Consider the following 17,534-nt stretch of genomic DNA (forward strand, 5'->3'; position numbering starts at 1 on the left):
CGGATCAGTTGGGTTCAGTGGCTTTTTCGGGATCAGTTAGAGGAATACCAATATAAAAGGTGGTTCCTTTAGGTGTACTTGTAACATCGATCAACCAGTCGTTTTTTTCCACGATCGAAGAGACAGTAAAGAGTCCTAGACCAGTACCGCCAGTGGCACTCTTGGTCGTGAAGAAGCGGGTAAAGATTTTTTCTTGGATCGCTTCTGGTATGCCGGGACCGTTGTCGACGATTTCGATCAAAGCAAACTCCTGTTGTGCGGAGAAAGCTTGCTTACGAAATGGAAAGGTGGCGCTTTCTGTCGAAGTGCGACTCAATCGAATGCTGCAATCGGCATTTGCTTGGTACACATTCATCAACAAATTGTAAATGATGACTTGCAGATCGATCTTCTCGTAGACGGCATATCCTACTTCTTGGATATCATACGTAAGGGAAAAGGCTTTTGGCAACAGTGCGCGCATAGTATCGATGGCTTCTGTCAAGGTAGTAGCGATCGACTGCACAGTTTTATCGGCACTTTCGAGTTTCGAAAAACGTAGCACATTGCTGGATAACTCTTTGCCTTTTTCCGCCGCTTTGCAGACTTCTTGCAAGTCCTCCACTAAGACTTCATCGTGTTGGTTTTCCTCGATCAGCAATTGCAGATGACCAATCATAGGCGTCAAAAAGTTGTTTAGGTCATGGACGATTGAGGTCGTTAGCAAGCCAATGGTTTCCAGTTTTGATTCTTGCAAAATGTTTTTTTCGATTTCGTGCTTTTCTTTTAACAGCCGTTGTCGTTCTTTCAATGCTTGGTTTTCGACATAGGCTTGATTGCGTTTCATGTAGTTTTTGATCAGGACGGTCAATAAAATCATAATGACAAACAACAAACCCAGTAGGCCAATCAAAATCAAGTTATCTTGTAAAAAGAGACCGCTTTGCTCCAAAAAATCGGCATTGCTGGCGACGATCAGCCGACTGTCGCCGATGGTGATCCATTGATAAGCAGCCAATTTCAGCACTTTTTGCAGTGTTTCTTCGTTCCACCAATAAGAATAATAGACGGAGGTGCCTTCTTCATTGTCGATTTGTTCTTGCTCCAAGCGCTCAAGATCGGTGAAATCCAGCTCTGGAAATTCTTTTTTGCGGCTCTCAACGATGGAAAAACCAATTTGTTCGTCCGATGGGTGCATAACGATCCGCATATCGGCGTTTTTGACCATCGTATAGCCGGAAACATTGCGATCGGTGGTAAATTCATGATGATACATGCGCTGCAGATTCAAAGGCATCACAAGAACCGCTTCTTTGTCGTCAAGGGTTAGGGACTGATACACATTTAAATAGGCCTCTTTACCATCGAAATAGACTTGCCCATTTTGTACCTGCCGACCCGCCAATACTTTGTCTAAGGATGGATCTTTAAATAACAGTTCCTGCATCGTTGGATCTTGTGGTTTATTTATAGACGTTGCGGTATTTTGGGCGATGACCTGACCTTGTTGGTCGATCAAAAACAATCCGACCATGGCATTGTTCGCGGAATTGATTACTGGTAACGTTAAGGGGCGCTGCAAATCAGCCAAGGCGGCACCTTCGAGGTGGTCATCGGCATAATTGGCAAGAGCCATGTGGTACGATTCGATACTACGGCTGATCAGCTTGATCGCCGCTTGGTTGACCGTTTCTAACTGCCGCAGCCCGACGGTTTCAGCTTGTCTTTGTGCGCTTTTATAACTTGTAAAGGTAAAAATAAGTCCAATCAATGTAATGAATAAGGTAGCGACCACGCTTAAATACAGCCAAAACTTTGATGGCGGTTTCATTGTAAACCCCTTTCATATTTACTATAATACTATTGATACAGGAGGCGGATATTTTGCGAGATGAAAAAATTTTAATCGTTGATGATGACCCTGCTATTCGGCGGCTGATTTGGAAATCTTTACAATCGACGGGCATTTTGATCTACCAGACTGATTCCGTTGAAAAAACGATTGCGATCAATTCTCGTGTCAGCTTTGATCTTTTTTTACTGGATATCAGTTTGGAGCATGAAAATGACGGCTATCATTTGGCACAACTGATTCGAGAAGAAAACCCCACGGTGCCGATCGTCTTTTTGAGCGGTAAAAGTGACGAAAAAGATATGATCAACGGCTATGAGATCGGTGCCGATCACTACATTACGAAGCCTTTTTCACCGGCACTCTTAAAAGCACAAATCGTTTCGATTCTTGATCGCCGCAACGTGCTGCGAGAAAAAGGGATCGCCAAACCGGAAGGGGATCTGTGCAGCGGCATGTTTCGTTTTGACCAAAAACGCTATCAGTTTTTCAAAAATGATCAGCCCATCAAGTTGTCTTCAAAAGAAATCATGCTGATGCGCTTTTTCATGGAAAATCCGGATCAAGTGTTCTCGAAAGAACAGATTTACAGCAATGTTTGGCAAGATGGCCAATTCGATGCCAATACCGTGATGGTTTTTATCAATCATCTGCGAAACAAAATTGAAGATGAGCCGAAGCAAGCCCGTTTTTTGAAAACCGTTTGGGGGATCGGCTATACCTTTTTACCAGAAGGAGACGCCTTCTAGCTGCAAGAAATAAAGGGCCAAGGCTAAAAGATCCGCCGAGCCGCCGGGACTCAAATGGCGTGCAATCAATACTTGATCATAGGTCGTTAATTCACGAAGCAAGTCTGTATCCGACAGATTGGCTTCGTGAATTTTTTGCATCTCCTGCTGCACTGTCTTCATCGCCTCGTAGCCGCCTCGGTGGACGAGGTTGCTGTCTTCGGTTTCACTCATTAGATAGACCAACCCTCGTAACAAGGAAACGGAGGTTTTTTGTGGTTGCTGCCGTAAGTACTCCAGCAGTTTTTTAACCGTTGGATAACCAGCTGCGGCTTCTCCACGAATCCCCATCGTGCCGTAGGTTAAATAATTTTTTTCTCCGTAAGACAACTGGTCTTTGTGGGGGATTTGCTGCAGGTCTTGCTTGACCAAATGCTGGCAGATGTCGGCGGCAAGCTGCAGGATCTGATTAGTATCTTCAGCCGTCAGCACAGCCTTGTCATGCTGTTGATAATAGACTCCTGTCGCCCCCAACAAAACTGCAAAGGAAAAGTTCGCCCCTTTGTGGGTATTGATGCCTTTGGTTGCCTGAAGCATCGCTTCTTCTGCTTCTTGACCGATCCCACGTAACTGGTCAAACAGCTGGATCAGGGCGCCTGTATGGGCAAAGCCAGCTTGGCTATAGCGCTGAAAAAAAGGCGCCAAACAAGTGATACTATTGATAAAGGTAAACACATTCATGTCCTGATGCGCACCAGAGGAGCAAGGATCTACTAAACCAGGCTTGGGTGCTAACGCTACCTCATAATGCAGCGCATTGACTGCATAGCTGCTGGCGATAAAAAGACGGGAATCAGTCAATTTTTCTTCGCTCCATTTCAGCAAGAATAAATTGCAGGGAGTGATCCAAATGTTCATGGGTCAACAACGTGATCTGTTCCGTGTCATTGGTTCTCATGCCGCGATAAATCAGCCAATGTTCCGCCAATGCCGCATCCCTTCTTCTAGAAGAGCGAATCGCAATGTCACGAAAATACACGAGGTACGCTTGCAGATCCAGCACGATACTTTTTAACCGCAGCATCTGGCTTTTTTCGTAAATAAACGCATTGAAGTCAGAAAAGTTTTTCAAGACCCCATCCACATCATCCTCACGATTCAGCTGCTCGCCATGTTCTAACAAGCAGCGCATCTCCCGGAAATCCTCCTCACTCATCAAGGCCATTGCTTTGATAGTCGCCAATGTATCCAATGATTTGCGGATATCGTAAATCTCATAAGCATCTTTGATACTGATCCCTTTTACGACGATGCCGATTTTTGGTACGTGTTCCACCAGTTTTTCAGCCACCAGCTGCGTCATGGCGTAACGAATTGGGGTCCGGCTGATGTTTAACGTATCGGAAAATTCTTTCTCATTGATGCGAGAGCCTGCGGGAATGTCTCCTAAAATGATGGTTTTTTTGAACGCTTCATAGATCAAATCTTTTAATGGTTTATTTTTGGTCAGATCCAGATTTTTATTTACTGCATCAATAATTGGATTCATGATTTACTCCTATCATACTAAAAACAAATGAGATTTTTGAGAAAAAATAGATATATCGATAAACAAGGAAAACTATCGAGCAAAATGGCAGCCTGCTCGATAGTTTCTTTATGAAGTTACTGTGGAATATAAAACGGCATATGACCTAATAGTACGATCGTAACGACAAAGATCACGAAAATCCCCAGTGCGTATTTCGCCGCTTCTTTTTGCCATTGCCCCATATCTAAGCCAGTCAAGCGCAATAGCAAGTAGATGAAGGCAACCAATGGACTTAACAAATGGAACGCTTGGCCCATTAAGGACGCCAAGGCCATCTGCATATTGGTGAAGCCATACGAACGACCCGCTTCTGCTAAGACCGGTAGAACCCCAAAGTAAAACCCATCATTGGAAATAAAGAAGGTCCCAGGTGCAGAGATCAGGGCGATAACTATGCCCCAGAAACCAGCCAATTGTTTAGGAATGATTTGCGTGAAACTATTCGCTAAGGCAGTAGCCATCCCAGAGCCTTGGAACAAGCCCATGAAGACGCCCGCTGCAAAAACTAAAATTACTACTTGCACAGCGTCGCCGCCGTTGGCACCGATCCGTGACGATTGATCTTTCAAAATTGGGTAGTTGACCATCAATGCGATACAAGTACCTACAAGGAATAACAAGATTGGTGGTAAAGCGATACTAGAAATAAAGGAGCTTGCTACTAACCAGCCAATCAAGACGATCGTTAAGATACCGTTGAAGACAAAGTTTTTCGGACGGCGGATCGCTAATGTATCAGGATCAGTCACAGTCGTCATTTCTAATATCTCATCGTTCGTCAGTTCCGTAACCCCTAAACGTTTCCGTTCTTGGATCCCCATTCTGCGAGCCACGAAGAAAATCACATATAACAGAGACAAAATCATTCCTGGCAACAAATAAGAAAGGATATCCGCATCAACTTCCAGCACGGCCATTGCTCGGGCAGTCGGTCCGCCCCATGGCAATAAGTTCATGATGGTGTTTTGCAAAATGATCAAGACACCAAGGTTCATCATTTTCATATTCAGCTTCTTGTAGATGGGAATAAACGCAGAACAACAAATCAAGGTAGTGGTCGTTCCATCACCGTTCAAAGAGACCGCAGCGGCAACGACTGCCGTTGCCATCAAGACTTTCATCGGATCGCCTTTAGCAAAATAAATCATTTTTTTCGTGATTGGATCAAACAAACCGGCATCCAACATAATGGAAAAGTACAAAATCGCAAACAGCAACATGATTCCTGTGTTGGCTGTTGTCGAGATGCCCTCAAGGACAAAATCACCGATGTTGCCTTTTTCGGAAACACCAGCAACCATCGCAACGAGGGTAAATAGTAATGGGATAATTACTAAGGATGTAAAGGGTGACATTTTTTTCTTCATGATGACAAACATGAAGACAATAATCATGGCATAGGACAAAATTGTTAAGAACATTTTCTTCTTCCTTTCATGCATCGAGATGTGTAAGCGTTATCAAAAAACATTTTAAAAAAATTACAGGCCCGTAATTTGTTAGCGACAAGCGTCACTAGTTTGTGAATATTTTTCTTTTCTTAAAGGAAATAATGTTATTGAATGCTTTACACGTCTAAGAATAAACAATCAAGAAATAGAAAAAAAGACCCGTTTAAAAAAAGAACAGCAAAAAAACAATTTCTCTTTTCAAATCTTATTTTTCGTTTAAAAAGTTCTTAACAGAATATTAACGCAAGAAAAACCTTGATAAATCAACGTTTACATCGGTTTTCCACTCTTTTCTCAAAAAAGGAACACTGAAAAAACAATTTTCAGCCGAAATAAATCTCGCTGATTGAACGGGAGTTTCTATAATGAAAGGGAACGAATCATTGAGAAAGGAGAAACCCATGAATCTTATTAAAAGATTGTTCAAAAAAACGCATGATGAACCAGATGCGCCTGTCAGTCCTCCTCTGAAGCCAAGGGAAATGATAGCGGACCCACCCGCGTCTGATTGGCAAGAAGTGTCGGGCTATCAGCCGGCGCCTGCAGAAGATTATCCGTTAGTCAGTCTGATAGCCGCCGCACTAGGTGCCGAGTGTTCCCCTGAAAGTCAGTTTGTCATTCGAAGAATTGAGAAACGCAATCCTGAATTTAAACGAGTCACCCTGATTGCCGCCAGTATCGCCGCCGGAGAGCTATCAAATTCTCAGTTCACAATCAAAAAAATAGCCAAAAAAAATGAAAACAAGTGAGGGAAAAACATGTTACGTAAATTTAAAATAGCGATCGATGGGCAAGAATACCTTGTCGAAATGGAAGAAATCGGTGCCCCGCAACCTACCGCTCCTGCCCCAGCAGTGCCAACACCGGCTCCAGCAGCGGCACCCGCTCAACCAGAACCAGTCAGCACACCAGAACCAGAAGTAGCACCACAGCCAGCACCAGGTACGCTTCCTGCTGACGGCGAGCCGATTCATTCTCCAATGCCGGGAACGATTTTACGTCTCTTGGTCAATGTAGGTGATACTGTACAAGAAAACCAGTCGTTGATGATTTTAGAAGCCATGAAGATGGAAAATGAGATCGTGGCACCAAAAGCCGGAACCGTGGTTGCCATTGCAGTTAATGCGGGCGATATGGTCAACCCAGGAGAACTGCTGATTACGATCGGCTAATTTATTGAAAAGGAAGTGACGTAGTGGAAACGTTAATTGAAGGTGTAGTCGGGTTAGGATCAGAGCCGGGACGGATCGTTATGATGTTCATCGGTGGTCTATTGATGTATTTGGGGATCAAGAAAGAATATGAACCAACCTTGTTAGTCCCTATGGGATTGGGCACGTTGTTAGTGAACTTCCCGAACTCAGGTGTGTTAAGTGCTGGTGGAGAAGCTGGCCCGTTCCAAGTATTGTTTGATATGGGGATCTCAACTGAATTGTTCCCTTTGCTTTTGTTTATCGGGATTGGTGCGATGATCGACTTCGGTCCATTGCTGCAAAATCCATTTCTTTTGTTGTTTGGTGCCGCTGCGCAATTCGGGATCTTCTTTACGATCATCGTTGCCGTGCTGCTTGGTTTTGATTTAAACGACGCAGCTTCCATCGGGATCATCGGTGCCGCTGACGGACCAACGTCGATTTTTGTCGCAAATACGCTGAACTCGAAATATATGGGTGCGATCATGGTAGCAGCTTACTCTTACATGGCGCTAGTACCGATCATTCAACCGGTAGCCATCAAAGCTGTGACGACCAAGCACGAACGAAAAATCCGCATGACGTATCGTGCCGGTGAAGTTTCGCAAACGGCAAAAATTTTGTTCCCGATCGTGATCTCGATCGTAGCAGGGTTGATTGCTCCTGTTTCATTGCCATTGGTCGGATTTTTGATGTTCGGAAATCTCTTGCGGGAATGTGGTGTCTTAGATCGTTTGTCCATCACCGCTCAAAACGAACTGGTGAATATCATCAGTATCCTCCTAGGTTTATCAATTTCTGTGAAAATGCAATATGAAGAATTTTTACAAGTCGATACATTGATGGTTATTGGTTTAGGGCTGGTTGCCTTCATTATGGACTCGGTCGGCGGCGTGTTGTTTGCGAAAGTGCTGAACTTGTTCCGTAAAGAAAAAATCAACCCAATGATCGGTGCAGCTGGTATCTCTGCGTTTCCAATGTCTAGTCGTGTCATCCAAAAAATGGCGACAGATGAAGATCCGCAAAACTTTATCTTGATGCATGCAGCCGGTGCCAACGTTTCAGGACAGATTGCTTCAGTCATCGCCGGTGGCTTACTGCTGGCACTGATTGCTTAGGTCACTAGAAAGGAGAGGAAAATTATGAGTCAAGATTTACTGACTTCATTTGAATTGTTGTTATTCGGTTGGGGCGGCGTCTTTGTCGTGATCCTGATCATCTACTTCGCATCCTTGCTTTTGTCGAAGCTCTTCCCAGTAAAAAAATAAAGAAGGCATTGTATGTATACCCTAAAAAGAATCTGGCTGCAAAAAGATCCGGAAGTCTTTTTGCAATGGCAAAAATTGATCACCCGTGCTGGCTTAGCCGTCGGTGAAGAAGTTGCCTATACCGTCGGCATTTTTGACCAGCAAACCTTGATTGCTACTGCTTCTTGCTATGCCAATATCATCAAGTATGTGGTGGTCTGTGAAAAAAAACGCTCCGAACAGCTGTTGACGCAATTGATTTCGCACCTGAGCGATCATATCAAAGACGAGGGCTATACCAAGTCCTTCGTCTATACAGCACCGAAAAATCGTCTGTTTTTTGAATCTCTCGGGTTTCGTGAAGTGCTGGCAGCACAAGACATCTTGTTCATGGAACAAGGCGTTCCTTCTTATGAAAGCTATGCCCAACAACTGCAACGGCAGCGAATCGGACAAAACAACGGCGCGATCGTGATGAACGCCAATCCTTTTACCAAGGGACATTTGTACTTAGTTGAAACAGCTGCGAGTCAAAAAGAGCAGGTTTATGTGTTCGTTTTATCAGAAGACCGCTCGCAATTTTCTGCCAGTGAACGGCTGCAGATGGTGACGGATGGCGTGGCTCACCTGTCAAATGTAACGGTGCTGCCGACCAACAACTATCTCGTCTCTTCAGCGGTCTTTCCCAGTTATTTCTTAAAAGAGCAAGCACCTGAGGCGATTGCCAAAAAACAAGCCGCCTTTGATGCAACACTCTTCAAAGAAAAAATTGCCCCGCTGTTGGCGATCACCACGCGTTTTGTAGGCTCAGAGCCTTACTCACCCGTGACCCAACTCTACAATGAGGCAATGGCTGCCGTTTTTTCTCCCGAGCTTGAACTGATCGTGATTGACCGTCTGAAGATCAACCAATCAACCGTTTCGGCTACAAACGTTCGGAAAGCGATTGCAGAAAAAGATATACCTTCCTTGCAGCAATTTTTGCCAGAAACAACATTCTCATTTTTAATGCAGCATAACTATATTTAGAGGTGATAATAAGTGGAAATCAAAAAAAGTGCGGTTGCTGGCTCTGTTGAATCCAGTGATATCTTGATCGCGATCGAGCCCACCACAACCCAAACCATCGAGCTGACCCTCGATAGCAGTGTCGAAAAACAATTCGGCAAACAAATTCGCACCGTCATCCTTGAGACGCTGAACCATCTAGGCGTGACACAGGCCAAAATCACCGCCACCGATAAAGGCGCATTGGACTGTACCATCAAAGCCCGAACTCTGACAGCCGTTCATCGGGCAGCCGAACAAGAACAGTATGCTTGGAAGGAGATCGACACATGGAACGTTTAAGAAGAACGATGATGTTTGTACCAGGAGCCAATGCTGCCATGCTACGGGATGCGCCATTGTATGGCGCCGATTCCGTTATGTTTGATTTAGAAGATGCAGTCTCCTTGAATGAAAAAGACTCTGCTCGGACACTGGTGCATTTTGCCTTAAAAACCTTTGACTATTCTGCCATCGAAACCGTCGTGCGCATCAACGGCCTCGACACGGTGGGTGCCCTTGATATCGAAGCGATGGTCCTAGCGGGGGTCAACGTCATTCGACTACCGAAAACCGAAACCGCCCAAGATATCATTGACGTTGCCGCTGTGATCACACAAGTAGAAGAAGAAAACGATCTGCCTGTAGGAACCACCAAAATGATGGCTGCCATCGAGTCGGCCGAAGGCGTTTTAAATGCCCGAGACATCGCTACAGCTTCCGATCGTTTGATCGGGATCGCTTTAGGGGCAGAAGATTATGTCACCAATATGAAAACCCGTCGCTACCCAGATGGGCAAGAGTTGTTGTTTGCCCGCAGTATGATTTTGCATGCAGCTAGAGCTGCGGGGATCGCCGCCATCGATACCGTCTTTTCTGATATCAATGACACAGATGGCTTTCTCGCTGAAACGACCCGCATCAAGCAGCTTGGTTTTGACGGAAAATCAGTGATCAATCCCCGGCAGATTCCCCTAGTTAATGGGATCTATGCGCCTTCAAAAGCCGAGATCCAACAGGCCAAAGAAGTGATCTGGGCCATTCGTGAAGCCGAAAGCAAAGGTTCTGGTGTGATCTCCTTGAATGGCAAAATGGTCGATAAACCAATCGTTGAGCGAGCGGAACGCGTGATTGCCCTTGCCAAAGCAGCGAAATTGATTACCGAGGAGGAAGTGTAATTATGGTGTTAAACAAAGCAGGAAAAGACATCCCTGAATGCTATGCCAACCAATACGGGGTCTTTGAAAATGAAACGGCCAATATCCATGCCTACAAAGAAGCGAGTCGCAAGATCGAGCCAGTCCTGCCGGGCAAAAGCAAGGTCTTGGGCAGTATTCGTGAAGCCATTGAAAAAACAGGGTTAACGGACGGCATGACGATCTCCTTCCACCATCATTTTCGCGAAGGGGATTTTATCATGAATCTCGTTTTAGACGAGATCGCAAAAATGGGCATCAAGAATCTTGCGATTGCCCCTAGTTCCATCGCCAATGTCCATGAACCATTGATCGGACATATCAAATCTGGCGTCGTAACCAATATCACCTCCAGCGGTCTGCGGGACAAAGTCGGTGCCGCAATCTCCGAAGGCATTATGGATGCTCCAGTCATTATCCGTTCTCATGGCGGTCGGGCTCGTGCCATTGCCGCCGGCGATATCCACATCGATGTCGCCTTCTTAGGGGCCCCTAGCTCAGATGCTTATGGCAATGCCAATGGCACCGTCGGAAAAGCAACCTGCGGCTCATTGGGCTATGCGATGGTCGATGCAAAATACGCCGACCAAGTCGTGATCATCACCGACACCCTGGTACCGTTTCCAAATACCCCAATCAGCATTCCCCAAACGGATGTCGATTATGTCGTGGAAGTCGACGCCATCGGTGATCCTGCAGGGATCGCAAAAGGGGCGACCCGCTTTACCAAAAATCCAAAGGAATTACTGATTGCTGAGTATGCAGCCAAGGTCATCACCAGCTCGCCTTACTACCAACAAGGCTTCTCCTTCCAAACCGGAACAGGCGGTGCCGCATTAGCCGTTTCTCGTTTTTTACGCGAAGCGATGATCAAAGATGAGATCAAAGCCAGCTTTGCCCTCGGCGGCATTACCAATGCCATGGTGGAACTGTTAGAAGAAGGATTAGTGGAAAAACTGATCGATGTCCAAGACTTTGATCATCCTTCCGCGCAATCGCTAGGGAAAAACGCCAATCATTACGAGATCGATGCCAATATGTATGCCTCACCGTTAAGCAAAGGGGCGTTTATCAATCAATTGGATACCGCCATTCTTTCCGCACTGGAAGTCGACACGGATTTCAACATCAATGTCATCACCGGTTCTGACGGTGTGATCCGCGGTGCCTCTGGCGGCCACTCAGATACTAGTATGGCGTGCAAAATGAGCTTAGTGATCGCTCCTCTTGTGCGGGGACGGATCCCAACAATCGTCGATACCGTCAACACGATCGTCACGCCAGGCGCCAGTATTGATGTCGTCGTTACGGAAATCGGGATCGCCATCAATCCTGCTCGCAAAGACTTGATCAGCCATTTTGAAGCATTGGATATTCCCCAGTACACCATTGAAGAATTAAAAGAAAAAGCCTACAGCATTGTCGGTCAACCCGAACCAATCAAGTACGGGGAAAAAACCGTCGCTTTGATCGAATACCGCGATGGCACGATCATTGATGTGGTCAAAAATGTCTGATGCCCTATTTTCAGGAACCCCTGTGACGCTAACCGATATGCTGCAGGCGCGAGAAAATAGAAGCTCCCTTCAACGGGAGCTTCTCGCTGCGGATGAAAAAGCGGCATTGCTTGTTGCCACCATGAATATTCCCGGTCCCGTGAAAAATTCTGTCCCATTGACCGCCGTTTTTGAAGAACTCATTACGGAAATCGAAGAGGCCGTCAAGGAACTGATTCCACTGGCAAACCTCTACCGTAGTTTGGAAACCGGACCGGAATATTATCTCGTACTGCCCACAGATCCTTATGAACTAAAACGAATGATGGTTCAGATTGAGACCCATCATCCTTATGGTCGATTGGTGGATCTGGATGTCTTAGCCAAAAACCAAGACCAGCTTTTACCTATCAGCCGCACCGAAATCGGACTGCCGACAAGAAGCTGCTACGTCTGTGAACAAGATGCCAAAGTTTGTGGCCGTTCTAGAACTCATAGCGTAGCAGATATACAGCAGCAGATCCGTAAAATCATTCAGGAAAGAGTGAAAGAATGAAAAAAATCCAATTTACCGAAACCGTCTTGCGGGACGGCCAACAAAGTCTGATCGCTACACGAATGCCTACCAGCGATATGCTACCGATTTTAAAAACCATGGATCAAGCGGGCTATCATGCCTTGGAAATGTGGGGCGGCGCAACCTTCGATGCTTGTCTGCGTTTTTTAAATGAAGACCCATGGGAAAGATTGCGCGCAATCCGCAAAGAAGTGAAAAAGACCAAACTACAAATGCTCTTACGGGGGCAAAATCTCTTAGGCTACAAAAACTATGCCGATGACGTCGTTGCTGACTTTGTGACCAAATCGGTTGAAAACGGCATCGACATTCTTCGTTTGTTTGATGCCTTAAATGATGTCCGCAATTTAGAAACCGCCATCCGCGCCACAAAAGCAGCCGGCGGACACTGTCAAACAGCAATCTCTTATACTACTAGCCAAATCCATACGGTGGATTACTTCGTTGACCTTGCCAACAAAATGGCAAACCTCGGCGCCGATTCCATCTGTATCAAAGATATGGCAGGCGTTTTGACACCGCAAACTGGCTACGAGCTGGTCAGCCGAATCAAAGATACCGTCGATCTACCGCTAGAAGTCCATACCCATGCCACCAGCGGCATCGCTGAGATGACTTACTTAAAAGTTGCGGAAGCCGGTGCAGACATCATTGATACCGCCATCTCCTCCTTTGCTGGCGGCACCAGTCAGCCAGCAACCGAATCTGTGGCAATCGCCTTAGAAGATTGCGGCTTTGCTACGGGACTTGATTTGCAGAAAGTCGCTGAGATTGCTGAACATTTCAATCCCGTTCGTGATCGTTTCCGCGAAGAAGGACTACTGAACCCGAAAGTCAAAGATATCGAACCTAAAACCTTGATCTATCAAGTACCTGGTGGCATGTTGTCAAACCTACTCAGCCAATTGACGGAACAAGGATTGCAAGACAAGTATGAAGAAGTCCTAGCAGAAGTACCAAAAGTCAGAGCAGACTTGGGCTATCCGCCACTAGTGACCCCATTGTCGCAAATGGTCGGTACCCAAGCCTTGATGAATGTGATTTCAGGAGAACGTTACAAACTTGTCCCAAGTGAGATCAAAGATTACGTCAAAGGACTTTACGGTCAATCGCCAGCACCCATCACCGACGAAATCAAAGAAACAATCATCGGAGATGCTGAAGTGATCACCGTCAGACCAGCTGATCTACTGGCACCACAACTGCCAGCCTTTCGGGAAGAAATCGCTGAGTATGCCCAAAGTGAAGAAGACGTGCTGATGTACGCCCTCTTCCCTCAGCAAGCCCAAGACTTTTTAGGCCGACGAGAAGATCCCTTTTATGATGTCCCCGTACAGAACGTGTCTGTGAGGATTGCGGTGGATTAACAACGAAGCCAGAAACAGAGAAAACGACTGAAAGTGCCCCTCACAAATTCGCTTGCTTGAGCAGATTTGTGAGGGTTGTTATCATTTACAGGCTGTTTCTTCGTTTTTACTAATTAGCAGCGCAAAAATACATGCGCCATAGCCACTCCACCAATAAGCTTGCATTCGTCGTTTCTCGCTCACGTATTTTGGGCATCTGAGAAGCCAGGATTGTACTTCCGCTCCATCCATTCTATAATCAGCTAAAAGAAGGGGTTTAAAGGAGGGGTTATCCATGCAACGATACATCGCTTTATTAAGAGGCATCAATGTCGGTGGAAAGAACAAAATTTCTATGAAAGAATTGAAAGCCGGTTTTGAAGAACTGGGGTTTAGCAATGTGGTCACTTATTTGAATAGTGGCAATGTGATTTTTTCTAGCGAAGAGGATGATCCACAAGCCCTTGTCGAAATGATTCAAGCAATGATCAAACGGTACTTTTCCTTTGATATCGCTATTTATATCATTCGCCAATCAGAGCTGCAGGAACGCTTGACCCATATGCCCGACTGGTCAGGAACGGAAGATAAAACCATCTATGACAACCTGATCTTTTTGATGCCTTCGCTGACCTACGAGGAGTTATCTGAAAAACTCGGGGCTCCGAATGCCGAGCTTGAACAGGTTTTCCCTTACAAAGACGTCGTCTTCTGGTCTTACCTCCGCAAAGACTATCAAAAAACCAATTGGTGGAAAAAAACAGCCAGCACCAGCGTCGGCAAACAGATTACGATTCGAACCATCAATACCGTACGGAAGATTGTGGAGCTGTGACGACATTCTAAAAATATTCCCCTCTCAACTTATAAGAAAAACCGTCAGAAGGAGTCCCTCTGACGGTTTTTCTTTGACTATCGAATCGTCTTTTTCGCTTGATGGATTTCAATAAAAAGAGCAAGCAGAAACGTGAAGGTTACGATCCAAATTGAATATTTTTTTAAAACAAGACTGACAAAGGCTAGTAAACAAGCACCAATGACAAATGAGAGCACGACGATCGTATAGTTATGGGCATTGCGTCTTTGAAGCGACGTTTTATTCCGTGAGGTCAGATACAGATACCATTCATTTAGCATTTTCCGATAATTGCCTGAGGTCATCATGATCGTATAAGGATTTCCTTCGATTTGCGTTCCAGTGAACGTCAGCATCAGCAAGCCACTGCCAAAAGCAAGCAGACCAATTTTAAAAAGGTGTAGATTTTGAGACAATAATGGAATGATCAAACTCGATAAAATAACAGGCAACATGGTATAACTGCGCCAATAATGACTGAAATTGCTGCGCTTTAGAAGAATACCTAATAAAAATCCTACCGTAAACAAAATGATCGATACGATTTTAGGCAGCATTTGCTGCCAATTATATTGGGATAAATTCGAAGCCATCAAAATAATGTTCCCAGTTTGAGTAGCAACTAATCCATGAAAGTAATTATGAGAATAGACATCTAATGCCCCACCTGAAAAAGCCATTAAAATCGCAAACAGACGACTGTTATTCGAGACAGAGACAACTTTATAAAATTTTTTTTGCATAGTAGGTTCCTCAATCGCTTGATAATTTTGATAATATCGTTCATTTTAGACACTTTTCTTCTATCAACACATTCAAAAATCATTGATCTTTGAATGAAGTTTTTTCAATTGTAAGTATAACAGAATGAACATCTCCTCTTACTTTAATGCAAAGAAAATAAATAGCAAGTAAAGAAGCCCAACAAAGCAAACTTCGTTGAGCTTTCCATACCCGAGATTCGAAAAGAAACCTTTCGCTATCTTTTCATCCAGAAACCAATAGTTCAAACGTACCTGATTCTTATATGCTACTGTTTTGCATGGCGGGCAGGTCATCCTTATTAAGTTTATTTAGATAAGGAATCATCATTAAGACACCCGCAACAAACGCGATACCTTCTGTAATCGTCATTGACCAAATCAATCCATCCAATCCATAGAAATGATGAAGCACTAAAACGATTGGAATAAAGAATGTTCCTTGAATCGTGGACATCACTCCGGTCTGAGCACCTAGTCCAGATGCCTGAAAGATGCCCGTGAATAAACCAGAGAAACCATTAAAGATCGAAGAAACCAACTGTGCCCCTAAAATCGTTAAGCCAACTTGGATCACACGAGGATCACTTGTAAATAACCCCAGCACAGGCACTCGCAACCAATACACAATCAATGCAAAAAGGATGGAGATCCCACCTATCCACAAAGATACTTCTTTCAGTGCTTCTTTCACTCGTTTCGTGTTATGGGCAGAGAAACTGTAGGCAAATAACGGTATGACGCCCAAAAATAGACCCATTGTTAAAAATTCCGGTAGTTGCGTGATTCGAACAGCGATACCAAAGCTAGCCACAACATTGTCCCCATATTCAGCAGAAAAATTGTTCAATAATAATGTGGTGACGATCATGAAAGCTGATTTAAACAGCTCGGATATTCCTATTTTGTAAACTTCTAGCTGATCTTTGATTGAAAGTTTCATGCTCTTTAAAAAGCCCTTCAATGTCTCACTTTTCGTTTCTAGGAACCAGACATAATACGTTGTTGAAGCGATATTCGCAATTACCAGTGATAGCCCTGCACCGATCACATGTAGGTTAAAGACGAGAATCAATAATGCATCAAGTAGGATACTCACTGCAACACTGACAAACATGCCATACATTGATTCTTTTGATGCCCCTTCTGAACGCACCAACTGTTCCAAAGCAAAATTTAAAATGAACGATGCTCCACCAACAAACAAAATCAGTGAATATTGTTTTGTATACAAAAATGTCTGACCACCTGCTCCTAGTAAATGAATAAACGGATCCATGAAAATTACTGCGACAATCCCTATGATCACACCGAGCAGGATGCTCGAGTAAAACGCATAGCCGGCAACTTTCTTGCCCTTTTGAGTGTCTCCATTTCCTAGTAGTCGTGTGATATAGCTTCCTCCACCAACACCTAGCATGTTCCCAACGGCCATCAACAAAATCGTAATGGGCATCGCCAAGGTAATCGCCGACATCATATTGGTATCATGGATCAATCCAATAAAATAAGCATTAATCAAATTATAGATCGTCGTGGTTGAAATACCAACCATCATCGGGATCGATAAATGGGCAATTGCCTTTCGCACCGGACTTTCGCTTAAGTAGTAAATATTGGATTCATTCATTGTGACTTCTTCCATGATGATTCCTCCTTTAATTAGATAGTTAAATGTTAGAATTCTAACTTTAAGGCAATAAGCAGTGATTGACTGCTTATTGCTCATAGACTTTGATCGATTTTTCTTAACAAACGAGTCAGTTCTTCGACTTCTTCTGCATTCAGTGCTTGGACCAGTTCTTTTTCTGCCGCATAAAAAGCTTCATTGGTTTGATCAATCAACGCTTTTCCTTTGGGCAAAACGTATATATTTTTTTGCCGCTCATTATTTTTTGGGATGCGGCGTTCGATATACCCTTTTTTTTCTAACCCTTGAAGCATACTTGTGATACTGGCATCACGACGTTGAAACACTTGGGCCAAATCCTTCTGAATCAATCCCTTGTCTTCATTTTGTGCGATATACGCAATCATTCTTCCTTGCTGTTGACTGATATCCAGGTCTTTTATACGCATTTCCATCGATTCCCGTGACTTATTCATAATGGAACGCATCAAATTCGATACGATCAGTTCCTCCAAAACGACTCCCCCTTTGCCAAATGTTAGATATCTAACTATTCGAAAAGAATATACACCGGTTAAAAAGGA

General features: G+C 44.4%; 19 protein-coding genes. 12 read left to right on the top strand and 7 right to left on the bottom strand.

The window, feature by feature from the left end; genetic code table 11:
• Positions 1-4: 4 nt before the first annotated feature.
• The gene (locus IGI86_RS16550) at positions 5-1,810 is read right to left on the bottom strand and encodes a sensor histidine kinase (protein WP_016613728.1); all 1,806 of its coding nucleotides are present in this window, start codon (positions 1,808-1,810) and stop codon (positions 5-7) included.
• Positions 1,811-1,863: 53 nt separating this feature from the next.
• Between IGI86_RS16550 and IGI86_RS16555 the strand changes: the two genes are divergently transcribed.
• Positions 1,864-2,580: a response regulator transcription factor gene (locus IGI86_RS16555; RefSeq protein ID WP_008381846.1), complete on the top strand. Its 717-nt coding sequence runs from the start codon at positions 1,864-1,866 to the stop codon at positions 2,578-2,580.
• Here IGI86_RS16555 and citG read toward each other — a convergent pair.
• The 3 genes from citG to IGI86_RS16570 form a co-directional block, all read right to left on the bottom strand.
• Entirely contained in the window at positions 2,557-3,420 is an 864-nt protein-coding gene (gene citG, locus IGI86_RS16560; RefSeq protein WP_430617567.1) for a triphosphoribosyl-dephospho-CoA synthase CitG, read from the bottom strand. The genes IGI86_RS16555 and citG overlap by 24 nt on opposite strands.
• Positions 3,413-4,108 carry a GntR family transcriptional regulator gene (locus tag IGI86_RS16565; RefSeq protein ID WP_005233081.1) on the bottom strand — a complete coding sequence of 232 codons (696 nt, stop codon included), beginning with the start codon at positions 4,106-4,108 and terminating at the stop codon, positions 3,413-3,415. The genes citG and IGI86_RS16565 overlap by 8 nt, the downstream gene beginning before the upstream one ends.
• A 116-nt stretch (positions 4,109-4,224) precedes the next feature.
• Positions 4,225-5,571 (bottom strand): CitMHS family transporter, encoded by a 1,347-nt coding sequence (locus IGI86_RS16570; protein WP_008381841.1) that lies wholly within the window; start codon positions 5,569-5,571, stop codon positions 4,225-4,227.
• A gap of 431 nt (positions 5,572-6,002) precedes the next feature.
• On the opposite strand from IGI86_RS16570, the gene IGI86_RS16575 reads away from it, so the two are divergent.
• The 11 genes from IGI86_RS16575 (at position 6,003) to IGI86_RS16625 (ending at position 14,538) form a co-directional block, all read left to right on the top strand.
• Positions 6,003-6,350: a hypothetical protein gene (locus tag IGI86_RS16575; RefSeq protein WP_430617569.1), complete on the top strand. Its 348-nt coding sequence runs from the start codon at positions 6,003-6,005 to the stop codon at positions 6,348-6,350.
• Positions 6,351-6,359: 9 nt separating this feature from the next.
• On the top strand, positions 6,360-6,773 hold the full coding sequence (locus IGI86_RS16580) for an acetyl-CoA carboxylase biotin carboxyl carrier protein subunit (protein WP_005233074.1): 414 nt from the start codon (positions 6,360-6,362) through the stop codon (positions 6,771-6,773).
• A gap of 23 nt (positions 6,774-6,796) precedes the next feature.
• Positions 6,797-7,912: a sodium ion-translocating decarboxylase subunit beta gene (locus IGI86_RS16585; protein WP_081119350.1), complete on the top strand. Its 1,116-nt coding sequence runs from the start codon at positions 6,797-6,799 to the stop codon at positions 7,910-7,912.
• 24 nt (positions 7,913-7,936) lie between these two features.
• Complete coding sequence (locus IGI86_RS16590; protein WP_008381833.1) at positions 7,937-8,062, top strand: OadG-related small transporter subunit; 126 nt, start codon at positions 7,937-7,939, stop codon at positions 8,060-8,062.
• Between the two features lie 12 nt (positions 8,063-8,074).
• Positions 8,075-9,070: a [citrate (pro-3S)-lyase] ligase gene (gene citC, locus IGI86_RS16595; protein ID WP_430617570.1), complete on the top strand. Its 996-nt coding sequence runs from the start codon at positions 8,075-8,077 to the stop codon at positions 9,068-9,070.
• Positions 9,071-9,082: 12 nt separating this feature from the next.
• Positions 9,083-9,391 carry a citrate lyase acyl carrier protein gene (gene citD, locus IGI86_RS16600; protein ID WP_194188583.1) on the top strand — a complete coding sequence of 103 codons (309 nt, stop codon included), beginning with the start codon at positions 9,083-9,085 and terminating at the stop codon, positions 9,389-9,391.
• Entirely contained in the window at positions 9,379-10,266 is an 888-nt protein-coding gene (citE, locus tag IGI86_RS16605; protein WP_005233062.1) for a citrate (pro-3S)-lyase subunit beta, read from the top strand. The genes citD and citE overlap by 13 nt, the downstream gene beginning before the upstream one ends.
• Before the next feature lie 2 nt (positions 10,267-10,268).
• Positions 10,269-11,801, top strand: a complete 1,533-nt coding sequence (gene citF / locus IGI86_RS16610; RefSeq protein WP_005233060.1) for a citrate lyase subunit alpha — start codon at positions 10,269-10,271, stop codon at positions 11,799-11,801.
• Entirely contained in the window at positions 11,794-12,336 is a 543-nt protein-coding gene (gene citX, locus IGI86_RS16615; protein ID WP_237714968.1) for a citrate lyase holo-[acyl-carrier protein] synthase, read from the top strand. Before citF ends, citX begins: the two co-directional genes overlap by 8 nt.
• Positions 12,333-13,724 carry an oxaloacetate decarboxylase subunit alpha gene (locus tag IGI86_RS16620; RefSeq protein ID WP_087664498.1) on the top strand — a complete coding sequence of 464 codons (1,392 nt, stop codon included), beginning with the start codon at positions 12,333-12,335 and terminating at the stop codon, positions 13,722-13,724. The genes citX and IGI86_RS16620 overlap by 4 nt, the downstream gene beginning before the upstream one ends.
• 274 nt (positions 13,725-13,998) lie before the next feature.
• Complete coding sequence (locus IGI86_RS16625) at positions 13,999-14,538, top strand: DUF1697 domain-containing protein (RefSeq protein ID WP_430617572.1); 540 nt, start codon at positions 13,999-14,001, stop codon at positions 14,536-14,538.
• A gap of 77 nt (positions 14,539-14,615) precedes the next feature.
• On the opposite strand, the gene IGI86_RS16630 is transcribed toward IGI86_RS16625, so the two are convergent.
• From IGI86_RS16630 to IGI86_RS16640, 3 genes are all read right to left on the bottom strand, one after another.
• Positions 14,616-15,302: a YoaK family protein gene (locus tag IGI86_RS16630; protein WP_430617574.1), complete on the bottom strand. Its 687-nt coding sequence runs from the start codon at positions 15,300-15,302 to the stop codon at positions 14,616-14,618.
• Between the two features lie 280 nt (positions 15,303-15,582).
• Complete coding sequence (locus IGI86_RS16635) at positions 15,583-16,965, bottom strand: MATE family efflux transporter (RefSeq protein WP_034872420.1); 1,383 nt, start codon at positions 16,963-16,965, stop codon at positions 15,583-15,585.
• A gap of 80 nt (positions 16,966-17,045) precedes the next feature.
• Positions 17,046-17,426, bottom strand: a complete 381-nt coding sequence (locus IGI86_RS16640; protein ID WP_050790977.1) for a MarR family winged helix-turn-helix transcriptional regulator — start codon at positions 17,424-17,426, stop codon at positions 17,046-17,048.
• Positions 17,427-17,534 lie beyond the last annotated feature (108 nt).

The sequence above is a fragment of the Enterococcus sp. AZ188 genome (assembly GCF_050544075.1).
Taxonomy (GTDB): domain Bacteria; phylum Bacillota; class Bacilli; order Lactobacillales; family Enterococcaceae; genus Enterococcus_D; species Enterococcus_D entomosocium.

Excerpts from the sequence above, each read along its gene's own strand:
- IGI86_RS16550 (WP_016613728.1), bottom strand. The coding sequence starts at position 1,810 with ATGAAACCGCCATCAAAGTTTTGGCTGTATTTAAGCGTGGTCGCTACC.
- IGI86_RS16565 (WP_005233081.1), bottom strand. The coding sequence starts at position 4,108 with ATGAATCCAATTATTGATGCAGTAAATAAAAATCTGGATCTGACCAAA.
- IGI86_RS16570 (WP_008381841.1), bottom strand. The coding sequence starts at position 5,571 with ATGTTCTTAACAATTTTGTCCTATGCCATGATTATTGTCTTCATGTTT.
- IGI86_RS16575 (WP_430617569.1), top strand. The coding sequence starts at position 6,003 with ATGAATCTTATTAAAAGATTGTTCAAAAAAACGCATGATGAACCAGAT.
- IGI86_RS16580 (WP_005233074.1), top strand. The coding sequence starts at position 6,360 with ATGTTACGTAAATTTAAAATAGCGATCGATGGGCAAGAATACCTTGTC.
- IGI86_RS16590 (WP_008381833.1), top strand. The coding sequence starts at position 7,937 with ATGAGTCAAGATTTACTGACTTCATTTGAATTGTTGTTATTCGGTTGG.
- citC (WP_430617570.1), top strand. The coding sequence starts at position 8,075 with ATGTATACCCTAAAAAGAATCTGGCTGCAAAAAGATCCGGAAGTCTTT.
- citE (WP_005233062.1), top strand. The coding sequence starts at position 9,379 with ATGGAACGTTTAAGAAGAACGATGATGTTTGTACCAGGAGCCAATGCT.
- citF (WP_005233060.1), top strand. The coding sequence starts at position 10,269 with ATGGTGTTAAACAAAGCAGGAAAAGACATCCCTGAATGCTATGCCAAC.
- citX (WP_237714968.1), top strand. The coding sequence starts at position 11,794 with ATGTCTGATGCCCTATTTTCAGGAACCCCTGTGACGCTAACCGATATG.
- IGI86_RS16620 (WP_087664498.1), top strand. The coding sequence starts at position 12,333 with ATGAAAAAAATCCAATTTACCGAAACCGTCTTGCGGGACGGCCAACAA.
- IGI86_RS16625 (WP_430617572.1), top strand. The coding sequence starts at position 13,999 with ATGCAACGATACATCGCTTTATTAAGAGGCATCAATGTCGGTGGAAAG.
- IGI86_RS16630 (WP_430617574.1), bottom strand. The coding sequence starts at position 15,302 with ATGCAAAAAAAATTTTATAAAGTTGTCTCTGTCTCGAATAACAGTCGT.
- IGI86_RS16635 (WP_034872420.1), bottom strand. The coding sequence starts at position 16,965 with ATGGAAGAAGTCACAATGAATGAATCCAATATTTACTACTTAAGCGAA.
- IGI86_RS16640 (WP_050790977.1), bottom strand. The coding sequence starts at position 17,426 with ATGAATAAGTCACGGGAATCGATGGAAATGCGTATAAAAGACCTGGAT.